Raw genomic sequence first — 22,630 nt, 5'->3', positions numbered from 1 at the left:
GATAAAATTATTTAATCTGTAAACCTTAATCAGGAGTGCTGCCATGATCGGTCCACGCTTGCACCGCGCCAGGAAGGCGGCAGGATTGTCACTGCGCGACCTTGGCGCACAAGTCGGCCTGACGCATGCGGCCATCAAGAAGTACGAAGACGGACAAGCGACGCCGTCATCGTCGACCTTGCTCAAGCTGGCCCGCACGCTCAACGTGCGAACGGAGTACTTTTTCCGCCCGGAAACGGTTTCTCTTGACCGCATTGAATATCGCAAACGCAGCACACTGCCCCGGAAGCGCCTCGAAGCGATCGAACATGAGGTGATTGATCACATCGAACGTCGTATCGAGCTTGAGAACCTGTTCCCATCTCCGCCGATTGCCCCTTTCGGGCCGGTCCACGCGCTGCCTGAGGTCATCTCCGGGCTGGCGCAGATCGAATGTGCGGCCGAGACGGTGCGCAAGGCGTGGGACCTGGGTTACGCCCCGATCCCGGACCTGATCGACGTACTGGAAACGCATGGCATCCGCGTATTCATGATCGACGCCAATGCTGATCCCAAGTTCGACGGGCTTGCGGCGTCGGTCGGTCGATTGCCGGTCATTGTGGTTGGCAGCAACTGGCCCGGAGATCGTCAGCGCTTTACGCTCGCGCATGAACTGGGGCACCTGATCCTGGCTGATCGACTGGAAACGGGCCTCGACGAAGAGTTGGCGTGCAACCGGTTTGCTGGTGCTTTTCTGATTCCGCGTCAATCGGTGATACAGGAGTTGGGCGCGCATCGTAGCTTCATCGAGCCGAAGGAACTGGCGTTGCTCAAGGAAGAGTTTGGCCTGAGCATGGCCGGTCTTCTTTATCGTGCGCGCGACCTCGGCATCGTGTCGCCTGCATGGCGCGACGAGCAGGCGAAGCAGTTTCGGAGTAAGGGTTGGCATATCACCGAACCCGGCAAACCGTATCCGGCACAGAAGGCGCATGTGTTCGAGCAGATGGTGTTTCACGCGCTGGCCGAAGACTATATCGGCGAATCGAAGGCCGCAGAATTACTGTCGATGTCGCTGATCGACTTTCGGGCTGAACGCGCGCTGGAGGGCAGCGATGCTGCTACTCATCAGTGATGCCAACATATTGATCGACATCGAGGTAGGTGGACTGACCGCCTCCATGTTCAGCCTCGACTACCAGTTCGCTTTACCCGATGTGCTCTTCTACGAAGAGCTGGAAGCGCAGCACGCGCATTTGCTCGATATGGGACTGGAAGTACGGGAGCTTGATGAGCGGATGGTGGCGCGAGCGGCTTTTCTTGCCCGGCAGTACCGCCGCCCCGGCCGTATGGATCTGTTCGCTTTGGTGCTCGCGGCAGAAGCACAGTGCCCGCTGCTGACCGGCGACCGGGACCTGCGAGCCGCGGCGGAAAACGAGCGAGTCGAAGTGCGTGGCACGCTTTGGCTCGTGGCGGAAATGCTGCGAGCGGGAACGATCAACGCTCAGGTCGCACGCAGCGCCTATCAACAGATGCGAGCCCACGGAAGGCGGCTTCCGTGGGGCAGGGCAGAGCAGATTCTGGCTGAGTTCGAAGCTCAGCAGAGCGCTTGCGATTGAGATTGAGATTGAGATTGGATAAACAACGACCGCTGCCAGGGTGCTCTCGGCGTCACCTTCATGCACTCGAGCAGTGGGAAGACCGCGCTTAACGCCGCCCCGCCGCAGCCGCGCCACCCTGCGACTCGTCGCCCGCAACGGCCGCACGTTCCGCGCTCATGTCGCGCGCGCCCCAACGCTGCGCCAGCGCCGCGCACACCATCAACTGAATCTGGTGGAACAGCATCAGCGGCAACACCACCGCGCCCACCGCATTCGACGCGAAGATCACCTTCGCCATCGGCACGCCGGCCGCGAGGCTCTTCTTCGAGCCGCAGAAAATAATCGTGATCTGATCCGCGCGCGAGAAGCCCAGCTTGCGGCTCGCGAAGATCGTCATGCCGAGCGCCAGCGCCAGCAGCACCGCATTCACCACCAGCAGGCCGCCCAGTGCCGCGAGCGGCGTGTGATGCCAGAGCCCTTCGTTGATCGCTTCCGAAAACGCGCCGTACACCACGAACAGAATCGAGCCTTGATCGACGAACTTGAGCACGCCGCGATTGCGCTCGATCCAGCCGCCGATCACCGGGCGCAGCAACTGGCCCGCCACGAACGGCACGAGCAGTTGCAGCACGATGTTCCAGACCGTATGCCACGCGGAACTGCCGCCGGCCGTCTGGTTCGTCACCACGAGGCTCACCAGCGCGGGCGTGACGAAGATGCCGATCAGGCTCGACGCCGAAGCGCTGCACACGGCCGCCGGCACGTTGCCGCGCGCAATCGACGTAAAGGCGATCGACGACTGCACGGTCGACGGCAGCGTGCACAGGAACAGCACGCCCATATAGAGCGCAGGCGTGACGAGCGGCGAAAGCACCGGCTTGAGCGCAAGCCCGAGCAGCGGAAACAGGATGAAGGTGCTGGCCAGCACGACGAGATGCAGACGCCAGTGCGTGGCGCCCGCGACGATCGCTTCGCGCGAGAGCTTGGCGCCGTGCAGGAAGAACAGCAGCCCGACCGCGATATTGGTGAGCCAGTTGAACCCAGTGGCGGCCTGGCCGTGCACCGGCAGCAGGCTCGCGAGGATCACGGTGCCGACGAGGCAGAGCGTGAAGTTATCGGGCAGGAATTTCGGACGTGCCATCGGACGATCTCAAGTGCGCATATCGGCGCCTGGCAATGTGCGTCGTTCGACGCGAGCATCGCGGGCATAAGGGGTCATCGGGAGGCCCTATTGTCTGCGCAAGGCCATTGAAAAAGCAAATTCATTTGCGGAATTGATTAATGAGTGAGGCGCATGTTGGCGCGCGATCCAGAACGGTTTTGCCGCGCCGGTTTCGAGTGTGCCGGGAATGCGCCGATGGCGGTGTGTCCGATGTTCATCGCGATCCTCATGTTCATTCGTCATGCAAAAGACCGCTTCTCAAGTACGACGAAATACTCACCCGGAACAGCTTCGGGAAGGTGCATTGGGCGGTGCGATGCAGCACAAAACCAGCACAAAACCAGCACAAAACCAGCACAAAACCAGCACAAAACAGGCCCGTGCGACAACCCTCCAAAACCCGAAAAATCGAACAGTAACATGGTGTTACAACCCTTCCGAGGGCATAACACTTTTTGGCTCGACACCCATACCGGGGGCCCATAAATTACCGTCAAGGAACGTGTGCAGACCGTTGCGGCGGCAATCGTTACGCATCGCAGCACACGCTTCCCGGAACTGGCCTGCCATGGCCCGAATGGCGGGTGGTCATGCGGATCGTCGGGCAGGTGATCGACAAAATGCGCGCAGGGTTGTTACGGATGGGACAGTGGATGCTGGGGGCCGGTTTGGCGGCCCTCGTTGCGCTCGCCCATGCCCAGCCCTCGTTCGCGCCTCATGGCGGCGGCGGTTTTCACGGCGGTGGCGGCGGTGGTTTCGGCCATGCGCCGATGATGCGCGAAGCGTCGCCCATGCATTGGGGCGGTGCGGGCGCTGCCCGTCAGCCGCGCTACGGCGGCATGCCCGGTGGCGGCGCACGCTACAACAACCCGGCGCCCTTGCGCGTCGCCGATCAAGGCGGCTGGCGCGAACGCGGCGCGCCTGGCGGTGGCCGTCAGGCGGAGCGTCGCGAAACGCCAGGCTTTAGCAACAGCCCCTACGGCAACGGCTTCAGCAATTATCGCGGGCCGATCCAGCCGGTCAGCGCGGAGACCCGTCAGGTGCCGCATCCGCCGGCGGACTCGCCGGTACGCGCCGGTTCGATCCGCGAGGACGTCGCGCGCTATAACGAGGAACGTGGCACGTTCCGGCCGTTCCAGCGGGGCGGCGGCGATGGCCCGCGTCCGCCGATGCCTTCGCCGTATCGTAATTAACCGCAACTAACAGCCAGCCCGGCGTGCTGCCCGGAGCGTGCCTGCCGAGCCGCAAAGCTGCACCGCCGCGCACCCTGACCCCCGCGCGCCAATAAGCCTTCGCGCACGCACTTTCCCCGCCTGCGCACCTTTCTTTCCGCGCCTTTCCAGTCGTCCTTTTCCGCGTTTCTCCCGCGCCCGATCCCGCCTGAAATCCCCGTTTCCCCCCGCAAGCGCTTTTTCGCTTCAAAACTGACGCGTGGATACCACACTTTTTCTGAAATCACTCGTCATACAGAACCCTTTCGTCATCAAATCTCGTCTTCGCTGTGGCGGCGCGTCAACGGCCAGGCCGGAAAGCGCAAAAAACGGGCAGAAGCCCCGTCCACATGGGCCATGAGCCCGACGTCGTTCATGTTGCGATGCGCCATAAAGAGCGCCGGATCCCATCAGTGCAGGTTTTGCGGACAGCAAACTAATCGGGCCGATATACCGGCGATAACAGCCGATATTTTTGTCCAGAAAAATGGTCCGCAAAGATGGACCTGCCCAGAACGGCCACGCCTGCGAACGACGAAAAACAAACGGTTTGCGCGAGCGCCAAAGCCGCCAGTCACACCTTTTTTTGACAAAGACAGGAGAACCCATGAAATCAGCCGTTAGCCGCGCGCTGCGTGCGCCGCTGCGTACGTCCCTTAAGGCCGGCGCCATCGCCGCCGTGCTCGCCGCCGCATCGTCGTCGGCCTTCGCACAGTCGAGCGTGCAGCTCTATGGTCAGGTCGACGAGTGGGTCGGCGCCACGCGCTTCCCCGGCAGCCAGACCGCATGGAATGTCGGCGGCGGCGGTATGTCCACGTCCTACTGGGGCTTGAAGGGCTCCGAGGATCTGGGCGGCGGCTACAAGGCGATCTTCACGCTGGAAAGCTTCTTCCGCGCACAGAACGGCCAGTACGGCCGCTTCTCGGGTGACACGTTCTTCGCGCGTAACTCGTACGTGGGTATCGAATCGCCCTACGGTACGGTCACGGCGGGCCGTCTGACGACGCAACTGTTCGTCTCGACGATCCTGTTCAACCCGTTCATCGATTCGTACACCTTCTCGCCGATGGTGTACCACGTGTACCTCGGCCTTTCGACGTACCCGACCTACACGACCGACCAGGGCGTGGTGGGCGATTCGGGCTGGAACAACGCGATCCAGTACTCGACGCCGAACTTCAACGGCCTGTCGGGCTCGGTGATGTACGCGCTCGGCAACACGGCCGGCGAAAACGGCAAGAAGAAGTGGAGCGCCCAGGCGCTGTACTTCCACGGCCCGTTCGCTGCCACGGCGGTGTATCAGTACGTGAACTTCAACAGCTCGCCCGGCGATATCGGCAGCATCCTGAGCGGCGACGTGACCGTCGTCGGTCTGCGCAGCCAGAGCGTTGCGCAGGTGGGTCTGTCGTACGACCTGAAGTACGCGAAGTTCTTCGGCCAGTACATGTACACGAACAACAACAGCGACATCAGCAGCTGGCACGTCAACACGGCGCAAGGCGGCGTGTCGGTGCCGGTCGGCCCGGGCACGGTGATGGCGTCGTACGCGTACTCGCGCGACAGCGGCGGCCTGAACCAGACGCACAACACGGCAGCGGTCGGTTACGACTACCCGCTCTCGAAGCGCACCGACCTGTATGCCGCGTACATGTACGACCACTACGACAACATGTCGACGGGCATGACCTACGGCGTGGGCCTGCGCGCGAAGTTCTAAGCGTTCGGCCGCATCGCTTCGCGTGGCAACGCCACGCATTGCCAGGAAAACCCCCGCGCTGTCCGCAGCGCGGGGGTTTTTCTTTGGCGCGCCGGAAAGAAGCGGAAAGAAGCCGAAAGATCGCAGGCTGCGCGTTTGGCTACCAGTAATTGATAAAGCGCGCACAATAACGCGGATTGTTTCCTGATCACGTCAGACCGTTTTACCGTTTAACCGATACGAGCAAGAGCAGCGCGATGGATACCCTCGTCAGCATGAAAGTTTTCCGGCAGGTGGTGGAAGCGGGGAGCTTCGTCGCGGCGGCCGAGCGGATGGGCATGTCCGCGGCGATGGCCAGCAAACACGTGATGCACCTGGAGCAGCAGCTCAACGCGCGGCTGCTGAACCGCACGACGCGCCGCGTCGCGCCGACCGAAGCGGGCCGCGAATACTACGAACGCGTCGCCCAGGCGCTGACGGAACTCGACGAAGCCGGCCAGGCCGTGGGCGCGGCCAGCGTGGTGCCGCAAGGGCGGCTGCGCGTGTCGTCGCTGACGGCTTTCGGTCTGCGCCACGTGATGGGCGCGGTGGCCGATTACGCGGCGGATTTCCCCCAGGTGACCGTCGATATCACCTTGTCGGACCGCGTGGTCGAGTTGATCGACGAAGGCTTCGACGTGGCGATCCGCGCCTCGCCTTCGGGGCTGAAGTCGTCGTCGTTGATCGCGCGGCCGCTGGCGACCGCGCATATCGTGCTGTGCGCCTCGCCGGAGTATCTGCGCCGCCATGGCGTGCCGAAAACGGTCGCCGATCTCGCGAAGCACAAGTTCGTGCATTACGCGGGCGCTTCGGCGGCGGAACTCGCGCCGTTCTCCGAAGCGGGCGCGCGCCCGAAGCCGGGCGGCAACCTCATCGTCAATCATCTGGAAGCGCTGCGCGTGGTGGTGCTGCAAGGCGGCGGACTGTCGATGCTCGGCACCGAAGTGATCGGCGACGATATCGCCGAAGGCCGTCTCGTGCCGCTGCTCGTCGATGCGCTGCCGCCGCGCGAGTTGCCCATCTACGCGGTCTACGCGAGCCGCCGCCATCTGTCGGCGAAAGTGCGCTCGTTCGTGGACTTTCTCGCCGCGCGCTTCGGCGAACGTGCGCTCTGGCCGAATGCCGACGAAATCCGCGCGCTGGCGCAGCGCGTGAAGGTCTAAGCGACCCAAAGCCTGATCGCGCGATCGGGTTATCGCGCGATCCCGAGCCGCGCCTTCGCTTCGTCGTACTCGCTTTTCAGGCGCGCGACCAGTTCCGCCACCGACGGCACATCGTCCATCAACCCGACGCCCTGGCCCGCGCCCCAGATGTCCTTCCACGCCTTGGTCTTGTCGCCGCCGAAGTTCATCGCCGATTTATCCGATTCGGGCAGCGCGTCCGGGTCGAGCCCCGCGTTGACGATGCTCTCGCGGATGTAGTTGCCGTGCACGCCCGTGAACAGGTTCGTGTAGACGATGTCGGCGGCCTTGGCGCCCAGGATCGCGTGCTTGTAGCCCTCCACCGCATGCGCTTCCTGGGTGGCGATAAAGCGCGTGCCCATGTAGGCGAGGTCGGCGCCCATCGCCTGCGCGGCGAGGATCGAGCCGCCGTTGGCGATCGCGCCCGACAGCACGAGCGGGCCGTCGAACATGCGCCGCACTTCGCCCACCAGCGCGAACGGCGAGGTCGTGCCCGCATGCCCGCCCGCGCCCGCCGCCACGAGAATCAGCCCATCCACGCTCGCTTCGAGCGCCTTGCCCGCATGCCGCAGATTGATGACGTCGTGCAGCACGATGCCGCCATAGCCATGCACGGCGTCGAGCAGTTCCTTCGGCGGCGCGCGCAGGCTGGTGATGAAGATCGGCACCTGATGTTTCACGCATACGCCGATGTCGTGCTCCAGGCGCGCATTCGACTGATGAACGATCTGGTTCACGGCGATCGGCCCGATCACGGCATCCGGGTGGGCGGCCTTGTGCGCCGCGAGTTGCGCCTGGATCTGCGTGAGCCATTCGTCGAGCAGTTCGGCGGGACGCGCGTTGAGTGCCGGAAACGAACCGACGATCCCCGCCTTGCACTGCGCCAGCACGAGATCGGGATAGCTGACGATAAACATCGGCGAGGCGACGACGGGCAACGACAGGTTCTGCAGAACGGCAGGCAAGGCCATGAGCGGATCTCCTTGGGCACGCGGCGCGCGGCGCTGGCCGATGCAGGGCGGCGCGCCAGCCAGAATCGGTCAAAAACGGTCGTTCGATTATAGGCACGCTGTCGCCCGGACCGGGTTCGAAGCGGATTCGAGGGAGTGTTCGGTTTCTAGCGCTACGAGCCCGAAACCACGCTTTGGGCTCGCGCACGCCTCATACAATGGCAGCAGACCAACAGGGACAAGAGAGAGACAAATCATGCCGTTTGAGGGATACACGCCTTTCACCGTCCGGACCGCGGGCGGCGTCGAGATCAACGGGATGCGCGGCGGCGAAGGCCCGCCGTTGCTGCTCCTGCATGGTCATCCGCAGACGCACATGATCTGGCATCGCTGTGCGGCGGATCTGGCGCAGCACTTCACCGTGATTGCCACCGATCTGCGCGGTTACGGCGATTCGTCGAAACCGGCCAGCGACGCGAGCCACGCCGCGTACTCGAAACGCGCAATGGCCGCCGATCAGGTCGAGGTCATGCGCCACTTCGGCTTCGAACGCTTCCTGGTGTGCGCGCACGATCGCGGCGCGCGTGTGGCGCATCGCATGGCGCTCGATCATGCGGAGGCTGTCGAACGGCTGATGCTGCTCGATATCGCGCCCACGCTCGCCATGTACGAGCAGACCGACCGCGAATTCGCCACGCTCTATTTCCACTGGTTCCTGCTGATCCAGCCCGAGCCGCTGCCCGAAGCGCTGATCGGCGCGAATCCCGATGCCTATATCGAGCGCGTGATGGGCAGCCGTCACGCGGGCCTCGCGCCGTTCGCCCCGAAGGCGCTGGGCGCGTATCGCGCGGCGCTGCGCCAGCCGGGCGCGGTGCACGCGATGTGCGAAGACTATCGCGCCTCCGCGACCATCGACCTCGAACACGATCGCGCCGATATCGAACGCGGCCATAAAGTGGGTTGCCCGTTGCGCGTGCTGTGGGGCGAGCATGGCGTGATCGAGCGCTGCTTCGATCCGCTGGCGGAATGGCGCAAGGTCGCGCGCGACGTGAGCGGCCGCGCGCTGGACTGCGGCCACTACATTCCCGAGGAAGCGCACGAAGCGCTGGTGGCCGAAATGCTGGCGTTCTTCGAAGCCACCGACGAAGCCACCGAACGCTGAGCGCGCGTTCTACACGAGCGGCGGCAGACGGCGCGGCACCGGCGTCGATTTGACGATGGCGCTGCTCGTCTCCGCGCGCTCGGTGACCTTGTTGAGAATGTCGTCGAGTTGCTCGATCGAATGCAGGTAGACGCGGGCGATAAAGCAGTCGTCGCCCGTCACCTTGTCGCATTCGATGAACTCGGGAATGCGCCGCAACATCGCCTCCACCAGATGCAACTGGCCCGGCAGCGGCTTTACGCGCACGATCGCCTGCAGCGTGTAGCCGAGCGCACGCGGGTCGATACGCACCGTGTAACCGCCGATCACGCCCTGCGCTTCGAGCCGGCGCATGCGCTCCGACGTGCTGGGCGCCGATAGCCCGATCTGCCGCGCCAGTTCGCTCACGCTGGCGCGCGCATCTTCGGCGAGCGCCGCAAGCAGCGCGCGGTCGATGTCATCGAGCGCAGCGGGCGCGGATGTATTCGCACGTGTGTTCATGATTTCGCTCATCCAAAGGGCAGATTGCCTTCGATTCTAAGGCTATGAGCAGTTTCGGCCTTGTTTTCGCCATGTATTCCGCCTTGTACAGCCAGTAAACTAATTCGCAGATTCTTGCGAGGAAAATGCTCATGGCTTCCCCTGAAGTACGCCGCGGCGCGGGCGAAATGATCGTCGCGATGCTGATGTCCGGCACCATCGGCTGGCTCGTGGTGGCGTCGAAGCAGCCCGCGCTCAATGTCGTGTTCATGCGCTGCGTGCTGGGCGGCGCGACGCTGGCGCTGGTGTGCGCGGCGCTCGGGCTTTATCGGCGGGCGTTGCTGCCGTGGCGCACACTCGGGCTCGCGATGCTGGGCGGCGCGGCCATCGTCGCGAACTGGGTGCTGCTGTTTGCGGCGTATTCGCGGGCGTCGATTTCCATGGCCACGGCCGTCTACAACACGCAGCCCTTCATGCTGGTCGGACTCGGCGCGCTGCTGCTGCGCGAACGCGTGAGCGCATCGACGATCGTGTGGCTCGCGCTCGCCTTCGTCGGCCTCGTGGGCGTGGTCGAGGTGCCGCCTGCCGTGCTCGCGGTGCCGGGCGAATATCTCGCGGGTGTGGCCTGCGCGGCGGGCGCGGCCTTCCTCTATGCGATCTCGGCGATCATCACGCGGCATCTGAAGGGCACGCCGCCGCATCTGCTCGCGCTCGTGCAACTGGGTTTCGGCGCGCTGGCGCTCGCGCCGTTCGTGCACTACGGCACGCTGCCCGATACGCCCGTGCACTGGGCGCAGATCGTCACGCTCGGCATCGTGCATACGGGCGTGATGTACGTACTGCTGTACGGAGCGATCCAGAAACTGCCCACGGCGATGACGGGCGCGCTGTCCTTCATCTATCCGGTGATGGCGATCCTGGTGGACTGGTTCGCGTTCGGCCAGCGCCTGGCGTTGATCCAGATCGCGGGCGCGGCGCTGATCCTGCTCGCGGCGGCCGGCGTGAACCTCGGCTGGCGGATCGTGCCGCAGCGCGAGAAAGCGTCGACGGTTTAAGGCGGCGCGCCGCCCGCGCGAGCCGCATGGTTCGGAGACTGCCCGCATAATGGCGCGGATCTCAATGCACTCCGATCCGCCTGCGCATGTCCTCATCCGAACTCAGCCGCGACGAAGCCGAACTCATTCGCGCCAAACGTCGCGCGCTTTTCCTGTTGATCGCGGCCGCCGTGGTGTTCGTCGTCACGGCGCTGTCGCCGCCGGGCGTGATCGTCGACGGCATCAAGGCTGTGAGCGAAGCCTCGATGGTGGGCGCGCTGGCCGACTGGTTCGCCGTGGTGGCGCTGTTCCGGCGCGTGCCGATTCCTTTCATCGCCGCGCGTACGGGCGTGATTCCGCGCAACAAGGATCGCATCGCGGACGAACTCGCCGTGTTCGTGCAGGAGAAGTTTCTCGACGTGAATTCGCTGGTCGGGCTGATTCGCCGGCACGATCCCGTCGAGCGTTTATCGGGCTGGCTGACCGCGCCGCAGAATGCGCAGCGGCTGGGCGATTACGCGGTGCGTCTGATGTCCGGCCTGCTCGGCCTCACCGACGACGCGCGCATCCAGGCTTTTATCCGCGACGGTTTGCATGCGGCGCTCGACAAGGTCGATCTCTCGAAGTCGGCGGGCGCGATGCTCGACACGCTCACGAAAGATGGCCGCCATCAGGAACTGCTCGACCGCATGCTCGATCAGCTTGGCCTGCTGCTGGCCGAGGAAAGTACGCGTGCGTTCGTGGCGTCGCGCATCGTCGATGGGCTCAAGGGCGAGTTTCCGAAGAGCGAGTGGATGCTGCCTTCGGAATGGCTCGGCGACAAGGGCGCGCGCGTGCTGGAGAGTGCGGTGAGCCGTCTGCTGCTGCAGGTGAGCGAGGATCGCGAACATCATCTGCGCCAGAAGTTCGACGAGGTGATGCAAAAGCTGATCCAGCAACTCAAGAGCGATCCGGCGTTTTTGCGCAAGGGCGAGGAGCTGAAGGCGAGCCTGCGCGAAGGCAGCGCGCTCAACGATTACACGCGCGAGCTTTGGGACAGTCTGCGCGCCTGGCTGCGCGACGATCTCGACCAACCGGATTCGACGCTGCACGCGAAAGTGGCCGCCACCGGGCACTGGCTGGGCGAAGCGCTTGCCGCCGACGCCGATCTGCGCGCCTCGCTCAACGGCCATCTGGAAGACGCCGCGCGTGCGATGGCGCCGGAGTTTTCGCGCTATCTCACGCATCACATCCGCGATACGGTGCGCAACTGGGACACGCGCGAAACGGCGCGCCTGATCGAGCTGAAGATCGGCAAAGACTTGCAGGAAATCCGCGTGAACGGGACGGTGATTGGCGGCACGATCGGGCTTGGGCTCTATCTGTGCTCGCATCTGTTCGAATGGTTGCGCCTGCAACTCGGCATGTGAGCCGTAGTTCATGCATGCGATATAGATTCGGATCGCGAAGTAATTCGGGTGATTTTCGGGCGGCTGGGAGGGCGCTGCGCACCGTCGTCAGTCTGTAGGGAAATCACCGATGCGACGTGCAATCGCGCGCGAGTATGATCGGCTCACACGTTTGATCACGTCAGAGCAAGATACTCTCGCTCGTCCCCCAAAAAGGACGAGCGTTTTTTTATTCAGGCGCTTCGATGCGGTCTTCGCGCAGCACCAGCGCGCCGCTCTTCGCCAGTTCGCCGGTCAGTTCGCGCAGCAGCGCGGGCCACGCACTTTGAAGCGCGAGTTGCTGCGCCGCCGCGTGCAGCGCCGAGGCTTCGGCCAGCATCGTTTCCAGCGCACCCAAACCCAGCGTGCGCACCTCCAGCAGCTTGAACACGATCAGCACCTTGAGCGCGTTTTTCGCGTTGCGTGCGGGATCGGCGCGCAGCCAGGCAAGCCGCGAATACGCCCGTTCGAGCGCTGTGTTCACGTTGGTGAACGGCTGGCCGTGACCCGGAATCACCGTGGCCACGTCTAGCTGCGCGATAGCGTCCAGCACCGCCTGTTGCTCCGCAAAACCGCTTTCGCCTTCGAGTTCCGGGAAGATCACGCCGAAGCCATGCTCCCAGAGCGCATCGGCGCTGATCAGCACGCGCGGTTCGGGCGCGTAGAGCATCAGCGAATCGGGATCATGGCCCGGTGCGCCGATCACGTCCCAGTCGAAGCCGCCCATCGTCAGGCGTGCGCCGGGCGCCAGCGTGCCCGTGAAGCCGAAGCGATCGCAGGTCTGCGCCGTCGCGCGAAAGCTGAGCCGCGCTTCGTCCCACTCGCGCACGGCGCGCGCGCTGGCGGCCGGGATCAGCGTGTCGCACGGCCATTGCGCCTGCAGTTGCGCATTGCCGCCGCAATGATCCGAATGCAGATGCGTGTTGATTATCGTGTCGAGCGCGCGGCCCGCGAGCGCATGCTGCACGAGCGCAACGGTTTGCGCCGCGTGCGTGGCGTAACCGGTATCGACCAGCGCGCTACGTTCGCGATCGACCAGCAGCACGTTGTTCGACGAAAGCCAGCCGCGCTCGAATACGCGTATCGACGCAGGTAATCCAGGCAGCGTGGCTTCGCTCATGGCGCCGCGCCTTCGGAAGCCTGCGGCTTCGGCATCACGAGTATGGTCGAATGGCCGACGATCAGCGTCTCGCCGTGCTGGTTCTTCGCGGTGCCGTCGAGCTTCACGAGATCGCCGTTGAGGCTCGCTTTCCAGTGCGCCGCCACCACGTGCCATTCGAAGGTGATGACGTCGTGCGCCTGCGCGGCGCGCTTGAGCTTCATGTCGAATTCCAGACCGAGCGGCTGCGCATACTGCGAAAAATGCGTCGCGAGCAGCGCCATGAAATGCGCGGTGGGCTGCGTGCCCGAAGCGATCAAACCGCCGAAGCGGCTTTGCGCGGCATACGCATCGTCATGATGAAGCGGGTTCATGTCGTTCACGAGCGTGGCGAACGCTTTCACCGAAGCGGGCGAGAGCGCGAGCGTGTCGCTGAACGTCTCGCCGATCTTCACGACGCGAGCGGGTGCCGTCATTGCACGCGTCCCGGCAAGGCATCGCGATGCGTGATCCAGTTCGCGTGCCGTAGCTCGATCGCATCCCACACGGCGCGCTTCGCTTCATCGTCGAGCGTGGACCAGGACGCGATCTCGTCGATGGTGCGCAGGCAGCCTTCGCACAGGCCGCTCGTTTCGTTCATGCGGCAAATGTTGATGCAGGGCGAAGGCGTGCTCATGCTTCACGCAGCGCGACGTCCACCACGGGCGCGCCGGTCATGGCCGCGAGTTCCTGCGGCGACAGATTGAACACCGCATGCGGATGGCCCGCCGCCGCCCAGAGACTGTCGAGCGCGAACAGATCGGCGTCGATCAGCGTGACGGGGCGCGTGGCGTGGCCGATCGGGCACACGCCGCCAATCGCATAGCCGGTCATCTCGCGCACGAACTTCGCGTCGGCGCGGCCGATTTCACCCACATGCGCCTCGACCTTTTTCTCGTCGACGCGATTTGCGCCGCTCGCGATCACCAGCACGGGCGCGTCGTCCTTGCGGCGGCGAAACAGGATCGACTTGGCGATCTGCGCGACTTCGCAGCCGAGTCCCGCAGCCGCTTCTGCCGAGGTCTTGCCGGTTTCCGGCAGCAGCACGACCGGCTTCGCATGACCGTGATCGAGCAGCAATTGCGCCACGCGCCGCGCCGATTCGGGCAGCGCTTCGATACCGTCTTTTTCGGAATTGATCAGGGTGTCCGTCATTGTATGGATTCCTTCGTACTGCGATTCAAGGTCGGATCAGGCGCAAGCGATGGCGTTCTGCTGTTTCGCGAGCAGCGCCTTGCCCGCGCGCGACACATTGGCGCGGCCAATCGTGCGCGAGATGAAATCGCCGGCGGCCACCACCTGGTCGAGATCGATGCCCGTGTGTATGCCCAGGCCGTTCATCAGATAGAGCACGTCTTCGGTCGCCACGTTGCCGGTCGCGCCCTTCGCATACGGACAGCCGCCCAGACCCGCCACCGAAGCATGAAAGATCGCGATGCCTTCTTCGAGCGCCGCATAGATATTCGCCAGCGCCTGACCGTAGGTATCGTGGAAGTGGCCCGAAAGCCGTTCGCGCGCAAACACCTTGGTGACCGCTTCGAATACTTCGTGCACGCGCTTGGCCGTGCCTACGCCGATGGTATCGGCGATATCGATTTCGTCGCAGCCGAGCGCGGCGAAGCGCTGCACCACGTCCACCACCGATTCCACCGGCACATCGCCCTGATACGGGCAGCCGAGCGCGCACGACACGCTGCCGCGAATGCGCACGCCATTGGCTTTCGCCGCTTCGGCCACGGGCGCGAAACGTTCGATGCTTTCGGCGATCGAGCAATTGATGTTCTTCTGCGAAAACGCTTCGCTGGCGGCGCCGAAGATCACGATTTCATCGGCGCGGGCGGCGAGCGCGCCTTCGAAACCGCGCAGGTTCGGCGTGAGCGCGGAATAGATCGTGCCTGTGCGGCGCGCGATGCCGTCCATCACCTGCGCGCCGTCGGCCATCTGCGGCACCCATTTCGGCGAGACGAACGACGCCGCTTCGATATTCGCGAAACCGGCTTGCGTGAGGCGATCGATCAGTTCGATCTTCACGGCGGTCGGCACGAAATCCTTTTCGTTCTGCAGGCCGTCGCGCGGGCCGACTTCGACGATTTTTACCGCGCCGGGAAGGGTGTTTGCTGCCATGTCTGTCTCCGTTTTTTTTGCACGACTCGCGGCTCAATAACCGCGCTTGACGTGCACCACGCCGCTCACGGTTTCGCCGCGCGCGAGCGCTTCGATCTTGTCCGCGATCTGCGAGATCGCTTCGTCGCGCAAGGTGAGCGCCGAGCTATGCGGCGTGATCGTGATGCGCGGCTCCTGCCAGAAGGGGTGATCCTGCGGCAGCGGTTCGGTGCGGAACACGTCGAGCGTGGCCGCCGCGAGCGTGCCGTTCGCCAGCGCGTCGAGCAGATCCTGTTCGACCAGATGCGTGCCGCGCGCGACGTTCACGAGATACGCGCCGCGCGCGAGCTTGCCGAAGGTCTGCGCGTTCAGCACATCTTCGGTGTCGGGCGTGGCGGGCAGCAGGTTCACGAGCACTTTCACATCGTCGAGAAAGGCGTCGAACGATGGGCCGTGCAACTCGCCCGAGAAGGTTTCGATACCGTCGATGGTTTTCGCGCTGCGCGAGAAACCGCGCACTGGCACGCCGAGCGACGCGACCGCGCGTGCGACCTGCGCACCGAGCACGCCCAGGCCGAGCACGCCCACCGTGAAGGTTTCGTGCGGATGCGGCGCGAGCACATGCCATTCGCGGCGCGCCTGTTGCCGTGCGTAATCGTCGAAGCGGCGCAGATAGCGCAGTACCGCGTGCTGCACGTATTCGGCCATTTGCGGCGCCATGCCCGAATCTTCGAGACGCACGAGTTGCGCGTCCGGCGGCAGGGTGCCGGGATGTTCGCGTTCGAGCGCGAGGATCGCATCGACGCCCGCGCCCAGGTTGAACACCGCGCGCAGCCCGCGCGGCGCGGCAAACAGTTCGCGCGGCGGATGCCAGACGACGGCGAAATCCGCGGGGGCGTCGTCGCCCGGTTGCCATTCGCGCAGATCCGCGCCGGGCAGGGCGCGCGCGAGGCCGGCGAGCCAGGCGGAGGCATCGGCCTGCGGGAGCCAGAACAGAATTTTCATCGTGCTACGTTTCCCTCGAAATCGCTGAACGAAGTCCGTCTCAAACAAACTCACATTCTACTTTTTGAAACCGTAAGCTGCGGCGCTTTCTCGGCGTGAAACGCTGCTCGCGTGCGCCGCACTGCACCATCGGCGGTCCGCGAAAAAGCAAAGCAAAAAAAATTGGTTCGGCGCGCGCGCGGTGCGGACCACAATCCCTTCACGATCCGTCGATACGAGGAAAAAATCATGCTTTCGTGCGCCCAATCACGCTGGCCGCCGCGACTCGTCACCGTGCCGGGCCTGCACGGCAGCGACGGCGCGCATTGGCAGAGCTGGCTCGAGCGCCAGTTTCCGCGTTCGCTGCGCGTCGAACAGGACGACTGGGACGCGCCCGATCTGGCGATCTGGAGCCGCGCGCTGGCGCAGCGGCTCGCGCGCGAACGCGGGCCGTTCCTGCTCGCGGCGCACAGCTTCGGCTGCCTCGTGACGGCGTATGCGCTGGAAAACGGCTTGTTGAGCGCCGATGTGGCCGGCGTGCTGTTCGTCGCGCCCGCGAGCCCGGAGAAGTTTCGCTTTGCCGGACCGTTCGAGGCGCGCCGCCTGAACGTGCCGTCGATTCTGATCGGCAGCGAAACCGATCCGTGGATGTCGCTCGAAGGCGCGCAGCGTCTTGCGCAGCAACTGGGCAGCGCGTTCGTGAACCTGGGCGACGCCGGGCATATCAACACGGCGGCAGGCTTCGGGCCGTGGCCGCGCGCGAAGTATTTCGTCGATACGCTCGTGCAATGCGAAGCGCCGCGGCGTCTGCGCGAAGAAGACGCCGATGCAGCGCACGCAAGCGCCGCGCTCGAAATCGAAGCGCGGCTCAAGTACGCCTGAGCGATTGAGCCGCTGTGCGCCGATCAGTGTGCCGATCAATGCGAAGATCAGTGCGGCTTCGCGCCACGCAGCAGTCGCGCGGTATGCAGCGCGATCATGCCTTCTTCGTCGGTGCGAACGGCGAACACCGGCATGCGGCTGTCGTGCGCGGCCACGCGCTCCTTGCCCGCCTCGTTGGCCGCCGTATCGAGCGTCACGCCGAATAGCGGCGCAAGACGCTCGCACACCTGCGCGCGAATCTGCGGCGCGTGTTCGCCGATCCCCGCCGTGAACACCAGCGCATCCAGCCCGCCGAGCACGACCGCGAGCTTGCCCACTTCCTGCGCAATGCGATACGTGTAGAAGTCGATGGCGAGCTTCGCCTGCGCGCTGTCGCTTTTCAGCAGTTCGCGCATATCGCTGCTCACACCCGAGAGTCCCTTGAGGCCCGAGTCGTGATACAGCAGCTTCTCGATTTCGTCGTGGCCCATGCCGCGTTCCATCATCCACAGCACCGCGCCCGCGTCGAGCGCGCCGCAGCGCGTGCCCATCGGCAGGCCGTCGAGCGCGGTGAGACCCATGGTCGTTTCGACGCTCTGGCCGTCTTTCATCGCACACAGGCTCGCGCCATTGCCCAGATGCGCGACCACGACGCGCCCGCGCGCGATATCGGGCGCAACGGCGTGCAGATGATGCGCGATGTATTCGTACGAGAGGCCATGAAAGCCGTATCGGCGTATGCCTTGCTCGTAGTAGTGGTAGGGCAGCGCGAATAGCTGCGCCATGACGTCGTTGCCCGCGTGAAACGCCGTATCGAAACAGGCCACTTGCGGCAGTTCGGGCGCGGCGATGCGCACCGCGCGGATCGCCGCGAGATTGTGCGGCTGATGCAGCGGCGCGAGCGGCGTGAGCGAATCGAGTTCTTCGATCACCTGATCGTCGATCAGCACCGCGTCCCTGAAATGCGCGCCGCCATGCACGACCCGATGGCCGATCGCCGCGGGCGGCGTGTCGCGCAAACCCACCGCGAGCACGAGACGCAGCAGACGGAACGCAGCGTCGTGATCGGCGACCTGCGCGACGGGGAATTTTTCATCGACGATCAGCCGGCCGTCGGCCATATGCGCTTCCACGCGCGGCGCCACGCCGATGCCTTCGATCTGCCCGCCCGCGCCATGAATCGCGCGCAGGCCGCCTTCCGCGTGGGCATCGTCGATCACGCGATACACCGAGCACTTGATGCTCGACGAACCCGCGTTCACGACCAGCACGATCTGGCCTTCGCCGCCGTTCGGATGGTGATGCTGGGCCGATGCATGCGCATTATCGACGCTCATTTACAGCACCTCCGCGTTCTGGCGCGCGCGCCGCGCATGCGCGAGCAGCACGGCAATCGCGCAACTGCCGATGCGCGAGCGCACGGTATCGGCGCGGCTCGTGAGAATGATGGGCACGCGCGCGCCCAGCACGATGCCGGCGGATTCCGCGCCCGCGAGAAAGGTCAACTGCTTGGCGAGCATGTTGCCCGCTTCGAGATCGGGCACGAGCAGGATGTCGGGATCGCCCGCGACCGGCGAATGAATATGCTTGATGCGCGCGGCTTCGGTGCTGATGGCGTTGTCGAAGGCGAGCGGCCCGTCGAGCAGGCCGCCTTCGATCTGGCCGCGATCGGCCATCTTGCACAGCGCGGCGGCGTCGATCGTCGAAGGCATCTTGTCGGAGACCGTTTCGACCGCCGCGAGGATCGCCACCTTCGGCGTGGCGATGCCCAGCGCCTGCACGAGATCGATGGCGTTGCGCACGATGTCGGCTTTATCGGCGAGCTTGGGGAAGATGTTGACGGCGGCGTCGGTGATGAACAGCGGCTTGTGATAGTTGGGCACGTCCATCGCGAACACGTGCGAGAGACGTCGTTCCGTGCGCAGGCCGTTGGTGCCCGAGGCGACTTCGTGCAGCAGTTCGTCGGTGTGCAGGCTGCCCTTCATCAGCAGTTCGGCTTCGCCCGCGCGCACCGCATGCACGGCGAGTTCGGCGGACGCGTGGCTGTGCGGCGCATCGACGATCCGGACGTTGTCGAGCGAGAGGTTCGCTTCCTGTGCCACCGAGCGGATCTTCGCTTCGGGGCCGACGAGGATCGGCGCAATCAGGCCGAGATTCGCGGCGTCGAGCGCGCCCGTGAGCGACGAGACATCGCAGGGATGAGCGACGGCCGTGGGCACGGGCGGCAGACCCGCGCAGCGCGCCAGCAGGACCGAATATTTGTCGGGCGTTGCAGTCATTTCAGGCTCCACGCAAAAGCATGTTCGACCACGAATGTGACGAGGGCGTCGTTCCCTTTCGCGCCGCGATTGTTGCGCCGCGCAAAGCGCCAATAGTGTAGTCCAGCGTGCGGGAGGCAGCGCGTAAAGTGCGCGCGGTGCGCCGGTTCAATGCAGTGCGCATGGTAACGCGCCGCTCGCGCGTGGCTTGTGCAGCAAAGCGCCGCGCCCATCGACATGTTTCTGTCACGGCGTGTTCACGCCACGGCGCGATCATGACGCAACCGTGACTTCGCAGCGTGATCCGGCCCGCCTTGACTTTCGGCACGGCGCTGCCTAGATTGGACTTTTGCAGTGCAGCATGACTGCCGCGTGCGCACGCCCGTGTATCGGGCCTCATCGATGCGCAGTCTGGGCGCGCGCCAATCACGCTGCATGACGCCACCCGCCGCACCGTATGCGCCGCCCGCCAGGCCCGCTGGCCGCAGGCCGCGCGCACCCGTCAAAGGAGATTCGTGTCGTGGCAGTTTCCGCCCTTTCCACCGTTTCGCCCGCAACTTCCTCTTCCTCCGCGCCTGCCGATCCGGCCTCCACGTTCTGGCCCTTCTGGCCGCTCAAGCCGCTTGCCTCGCTCTCCGCATTCCAGGCCTTGCCGCCGTTCCAGCCCATCGCCGATGCTTTTGCCGAATCGGCCGAAGCCGCGCAATCGGCGTTGAACAATGTGCTGGGCAACGCGTGGCAATCGGCATTCACGCAGGCCGCCGCGCCGTTCAGCGGTTTCGCGCTCACGCGCGCAGCGGGCGCCGCCGCCACGTTGCCCGCCGCGCCGAAACTGCCCGCGGCCGCGCCCGCCGCGATCCAGCCGCTGTTCGATTACCTGTTCGACGCGTGGCAGCGCAGCGTGCTGTTTCTCGACGTGCTGCGCGAGCGCGGCAACCAGACCTATATGCACGAGAAGGCGGGCATGCCGCCGGTGCTCGCGTTCGACTACGACGTGATCGTCGATGGCCGCGAGCTCGACGATCCGTGCAATTACGCACTCCTGCGCATCAAGCCGGAGCCGGGCGTCGAAACCGATGCGCGCATGCGTCCGTTCGTGGTGATCGACCCGCGTGCGGGCCACGGTCCCGGCATTGCGGGCTTCAAGATGGACAGCGAAGTGGGCATCGCGCTGCGCAAGGGTCATCCTTGCTACTTCGTGACCTTCTTCCCGGTGCCGACCGAAACGCAGACGATCGAATCGGTCGGCAAGGCCGAAGCCGTGTTCCTGCGCAAAGTGCGCGAAATGCACGCCGACGCCGATGGCCTGCCGTTCGTGATCGGCAACTGCCAGGGCGGCTGGGCGGCGGCGCTGCTCGCGGCTTCCGCGCCTTCGCTGGTGGGTCCGTTGATGCTGGCCGGCTCGCCGCTCTCGTACTGGGCCGGTGTGATCGGCAAGAACCCGATGCGTTATTCGGGCGGCATGCTGGGCGGTTCGTGGGCGTCGTCGCTGGCTGCCGATCTGGGCGATGGCCACTTCGACGGCGCGCATCTGGTCACCAACTTCGAGAACCTCAATCCGTCGAACACGTTCTGGGGCAAGCTCTACAACCTCTACGCGAAAGTCGATACGGAGCGCGAGCGCTTCCTCGAATTCGAGCGCTGGTGGGGCGGCCATTTCCAGTTGAACCGCGCGGAAATCGACTGGATCGTGCAGAACCTGTTTGTCGGCAATCACCTGACGCGCAACGAGGTGTACGCGAAGAACGCGCGCGCGCCGGTCGATCTGCGCAACATCCGCACGCCGATCATCGTGCTGGCTTCGTGGGGCGACAACATCACGCCGCCGCAACAGGCGCTCAACTGGATTCCCGACCTCTACGCGAGCGTGGATGAGATCGTCGCCAACGAACAGGTGATCGTCTATTGCCTGCATGACAAGGTCGGGCATCTGGGGATTTTCGTTTCGGCCAGCGTGGCAAATAAGGAGCACACCGAACTATTTTCGGCGCTCGATCTGATCGACGTGCTTTCGCCGGGCCTTTACGAAGCGAAGATCACCGATTCGACGCCGGAAGCGGGCCGTCTCGAAGCGCTCGAAGGGCGTTATGAAATCCGCTTCGAGCGCCGCACGATTGACGATGTGCTCGCGCTCGACGATGGCCGCGAAGACGAGCAGCCGTTCGAAGTCGTGCGCCGTTTCGCGGAGAACAATCAGCGTATTTACGATCTGTTCGTTTCGCCGGTCGTGCGCGGTTCGAGCAATGCGCTGAGCGCGCATCTGTTGCGCGAGTCGCATCCGTCGCGCGTGGAGCGCAGCATGTTCAGCGACGCGAATCCTGCGCTGGGCGTGTTGCCGGCCATCGCCGAAACGGTGCGCGCGCATCGCAAACCCGCCGCGCCCGACAATCCATTTACGCTGATGGAAAAGCAGGTCTCGGCGAGCATCGAAGGCGCGTGGGATGCGTATCGCGATGCGCGCGATGCGTGGGTCGAGCGCACGTTCTACAGCCTCTATACGGCGCCGTGGGTGCAGGCGTGGGTGGGCGTTGCGCCCAACACGCCGCTCGATCCAATTGCGCCGCCGCTATCGGCACTGCGCAAGGAACTCGCGCAGACGCGTCTGCGTGCGGCGCGCGCGCATCTGCATAGCGGTTCGCTGCTCGATGCGTTCATGCGCGTGCTGGCCTATCTCGCCGATGAAATGCATGTGGTGCAGTACCGCCCGTTCCAGCGCATGCGCGAACTCGGGCGCGAGTATCTGGGCGACCGGCAGCCGACCATCGCCGAACTCAAGGACGCGGCGCGCCGCCAGGGCGCGATCGTGCAACTCGACGCGCACGCGGCGATTGCGGCGCTGCCCGATCTCGTGCCGGACGCTCGCACGCGGCGCACCTTGATGGCGGTGGTGTATCAGGTCGCCACGGCGTACGAGCCGCTGGAAGGCGAGCGCGCCGAGCGTTTTGCCGAAGTGCAACGTGTGCTGGGCCTGGAACCTGGCAGCGAGAAGGATGCGTTGCCGCCGCCGCCGGGAAGCAGCGGGGCCGGTGGTTCGGAAGGTTCGGGCGGCGGTGGCGAGGGCTCGAAATCCGGCGCCGGTTCGCAAACGGCCGAGAGCGGTTCGCAGGGCGCGGCGGCATCGGCATCTTCATCGGCTAAGCGCGTGGAAGAGGCCGCGCCGGTGCGAACGCGTGCCAAAGCCACCAACGCGACCAAGGCTGCTGTTGAACCCGTTGTGGTCGAAAAGCCCAAGCGCGCTGCGCGCCCGGCTTCGTCGAAGGTGAAGGCTGCAGCCGCTGCGGCGGCGCATGCGGTGGCCGCACCCGAACCGAAAGCGCCTGCAAAGAAGGCGGCCGTGAAGGCGACGGCGGCACGCGGCGCCCGCGCGACGAACGCGCCGTCGGCCACG

General features: G+C 64.9%; 21 protein-coding genes. 10 read left to right on the top strand and 11 right to left on the bottom strand.

The window, feature by feature from the left end:
* Positions 1-43 precede the first annotated feature (43 nt).
* Entirely contained in the window at positions 44-1,111 is a 1,068-nt protein-coding gene (locus G3N59_RS12745) for an XRE family transcriptional regulator (RefSeq protein WP_205982990.1), read from the top strand.
* The gene (locus G3N59_RS12740; RefSeq protein ID WP_205982989.1) at positions 1,092-1,595 is read left to right on the top strand and encodes a DUF3368 domain-containing protein; all 504 of its coding nucleotides are present in this window, start codon (positions 1,092-1,094) and stop codon (positions 1,593-1,595) included. Before G3N59_RS12745 ends, G3N59_RS12740 begins: the two co-directional genes overlap by 20 nt.
* A gap of 88 nt (positions 1,596-1,683) precedes the next feature.
* On the opposite strand, the gene G3N59_RS12735 is transcribed toward G3N59_RS12740, so the two are convergent.
* Positions 1,684-2,718, bottom strand: coding sequence for a bile acid:sodium symporter family protein (locus tag G3N59_RS12735; protein ID WP_205982988.1), 1,035 nt, complete (start codon positions 2,716-2,718; stop codon positions 1,684-1,686).
* Positions 2,719-3,329: 611 nt separating this feature from the next.
* Here G3N59_RS12735 and G3N59_RS12730 point away from each other — a divergent pair.
* From G3N59_RS12730 to G3N59_RS12720, 3 genes are all read left to right on the top strand, one after another.
* Complete coding sequence (locus G3N59_RS12730; RefSeq protein WP_241023414.1) at positions 3,330-3,932, top strand: hypothetical protein; 603 nt, start codon at positions 3,330-3,332, stop codon at positions 3,930-3,932.
* 625 nt (positions 3,933-4,557) lie between these two features.
* Positions 4,558-5,667, top strand: a complete 1,110-nt coding sequence (locus G3N59_RS12725; protein WP_205982987.1) for a porin — start codon at positions 4,558-4,560, stop codon at positions 5,665-5,667.
* 236 nt (positions 5,668-5,903) lie between these two features.
* Complete coding sequence (locus G3N59_RS12720; protein ID WP_205982986.1) at positions 5,904-6,848, top strand: LysR family transcriptional regulator; 945 nt, start codon at positions 5,904-5,906, stop codon at positions 6,846-6,848.
* A gap of 29 nt (positions 6,849-6,877) precedes the next feature.
* Here G3N59_RS12720 and G3N59_RS12715 read toward each other — a convergent pair whose 3' ends face one another.
* On the bottom strand, positions 6,878-7,837 hold the full coding sequence (locus tag G3N59_RS12715) for a nitronate monooxygenase family protein (RefSeq protein ID WP_205982985.1): 960 nt from the start codon (positions 7,835-7,837) through the stop codon (positions 6,878-6,880).
* A gap of 235 nt (positions 7,838-8,072) precedes the next feature.
* Here G3N59_RS12715 and G3N59_RS12710 point away from each other — a divergent pair, with 235 nt between their 5' ends.
* Positions 8,073-8,978, top strand: coding sequence for an alpha/beta hydrolase (locus G3N59_RS12710; RefSeq protein WP_205982984.1), 906 nt, complete (start codon positions 8,073-8,075; stop codon positions 8,976-8,978).
* Positions 8,979-8,987: 9 nt separating this feature from the next.
* Here the strand turns inward: G3N59_RS12710 and G3N59_RS12705 are convergent, their stop codons facing one another.
* The gene (locus G3N59_RS12705; RefSeq protein WP_205982983.1) at positions 8,988-9,458 is read right to left on the bottom strand and encodes an Lrp/AsnC family transcriptional regulator; all 471 of its coding nucleotides are present in this window, start codon (positions 9,456-9,458) and stop codon (positions 8,988-8,990) included.
* A gap of 131 nt (positions 9,459-9,589) precedes the next feature.
* Here G3N59_RS12705 and G3N59_RS12700 point away from each other — a divergent pair, with 131 nt between their 5' ends.
* Positions 9,590-10,492, top strand: a complete 903-nt coding sequence (locus G3N59_RS12700; RefSeq protein ID WP_205982982.1) for a DMT family transporter — start codon at positions 9,590-9,592, stop codon at positions 10,490-10,492.
* 86 nt (positions 10,493-10,578) lie between these two features.
* Positions 10,579-11,880, top strand: coding sequence for a DUF445 domain-containing protein (locus G3N59_RS12695; RefSeq protein WP_205982981.1), 1,302 nt, complete (start codon positions 10,579-10,581; stop codon positions 11,878-11,880).
* A 208-nt stretch (positions 11,881-12,088) separates the two neighbouring features.
* Here the strand turns inward: G3N59_RS12695 and G3N59_RS12690 are convergent, their stop codons facing one another.
* The 6 genes from G3N59_RS12690 to G3N59_RS12665 are packed head-to-tail and all read right to left on the bottom strand — an operon-like array spanning position 12,089 to position 16,144.
* Positions 12,089-13,003, bottom strand: a complete 915-nt coding sequence (locus tag G3N59_RS12690; RefSeq protein ID WP_205983243.1) for an MBL fold metallo-hydrolase — start codon at positions 13,001-13,003, stop codon at positions 12,089-12,091.
* Between the two features lie 11 nt (positions 13,004-13,014).
* Positions 13,015-13,473: a MaoC family dehydratase gene (locus tag G3N59_RS12685; protein WP_205982980.1), complete on the bottom strand. Its 459-nt coding sequence runs from the start codon at positions 13,471-13,473 to the stop codon at positions 13,015-13,017.
* Complete coding sequence (locus tag G3N59_RS12680; RefSeq protein ID WP_205982979.1) at positions 13,470-13,673, bottom strand: DUF1289 domain-containing protein; 204 nt, start codon at positions 13,671-13,673, stop codon at positions 13,470-13,472. Before G3N59_RS12680 ends, G3N59_RS12685 begins: the two co-directional genes overlap by 4 nt.
* Positions 13,670-14,191 carry a YbaK/EbsC family protein gene (locus tag G3N59_RS12675; protein ID WP_205982978.1) on the bottom strand — a complete coding sequence of 174 codons (522 nt, stop codon included), beginning with the start codon at positions 14,189-14,191 and terminating at the stop codon, positions 13,670-13,672. The genes G3N59_RS12680 and G3N59_RS12675 overlap by 4 nt, the downstream gene beginning before the upstream one ends.
* Before the next feature lie 36 nt (positions 14,192-14,227).
* Positions 14,228-15,160, bottom strand: a complete 933-nt coding sequence (locus G3N59_RS12670) for a hydroxymethylglutaryl-CoA lyase (RefSeq protein ID WP_205982977.1) — start codon at positions 15,158-15,160, stop codon at positions 14,228-14,230.
* A gap of 33 nt (positions 15,161-15,193) precedes the next feature.
* A complete protein-coding gene (locus G3N59_RS12665) occupies positions 15,194-16,144 on the bottom strand; it encodes a glyoxylate/hydroxypyruvate reductase A (RefSeq protein WP_205982976.1) in 951 nt (316 codons plus the stop codon).
* A gap of 228 nt (positions 16,145-16,372) precedes the next feature.
* Here G3N59_RS12665 and G3N59_RS12660 point away from each other — a divergent pair, with 228 nt between their 5' ends.
* A complete protein-coding gene (locus G3N59_RS12660; protein ID WP_205982975.1) occupies positions 16,373-17,005 on the top strand; it encodes an alpha/beta hydrolase in 633 nt (210 codons plus the stop codon).
* A 47-nt stretch (positions 17,006-17,052) separates the two neighbouring features.
* Here G3N59_RS12660 and G3N59_RS12655 read toward each other — a convergent pair whose 3' ends face one another.
* Positions 17,053-18,321 carry an acetate/propionate family kinase gene (locus tag G3N59_RS12655; RefSeq protein WP_205982974.1) on the bottom strand — a complete coding sequence of 423 codons (1,269 nt, stop codon included), beginning with the start codon at positions 18,319-18,321 and terminating at the stop codon, positions 17,053-17,055.
* Entirely contained in the window at positions 18,322-19,263 is a 942-nt protein-coding gene (locus tag G3N59_RS12650) for a bifunctional enoyl-CoA hydratase/phosphate acetyltransferase (protein WP_205982973.1), read from the bottom strand.
* Positions 19,264-19,762: 499 nt separating this feature from the next.
* Here G3N59_RS12650 and G3N59_RS12645 point away from each other — a divergent pair.
* A partial coding sequence (locus G3N59_RS12645) for a DUF3141 domain-containing protein (RefSeq protein ID WP_346777879.1) occupies positions 19,763-22,630 on the top strand: 2,868 nt, incomplete at its 3' end.

It is taken from the genome of Paraburkholderia sp. Ac-20340, assembly GCF_017104965.1.
Classification (GTDB): Bacteria; Pseudomonadota; Gammaproteobacteria; order Burkholderiales; family Burkholderiaceae; genus Paraburkholderia.
Note: the sequence above shows the minus strand (reverse complement) of the source record. Positions and strands in the feature narration are given on the sequence as shown.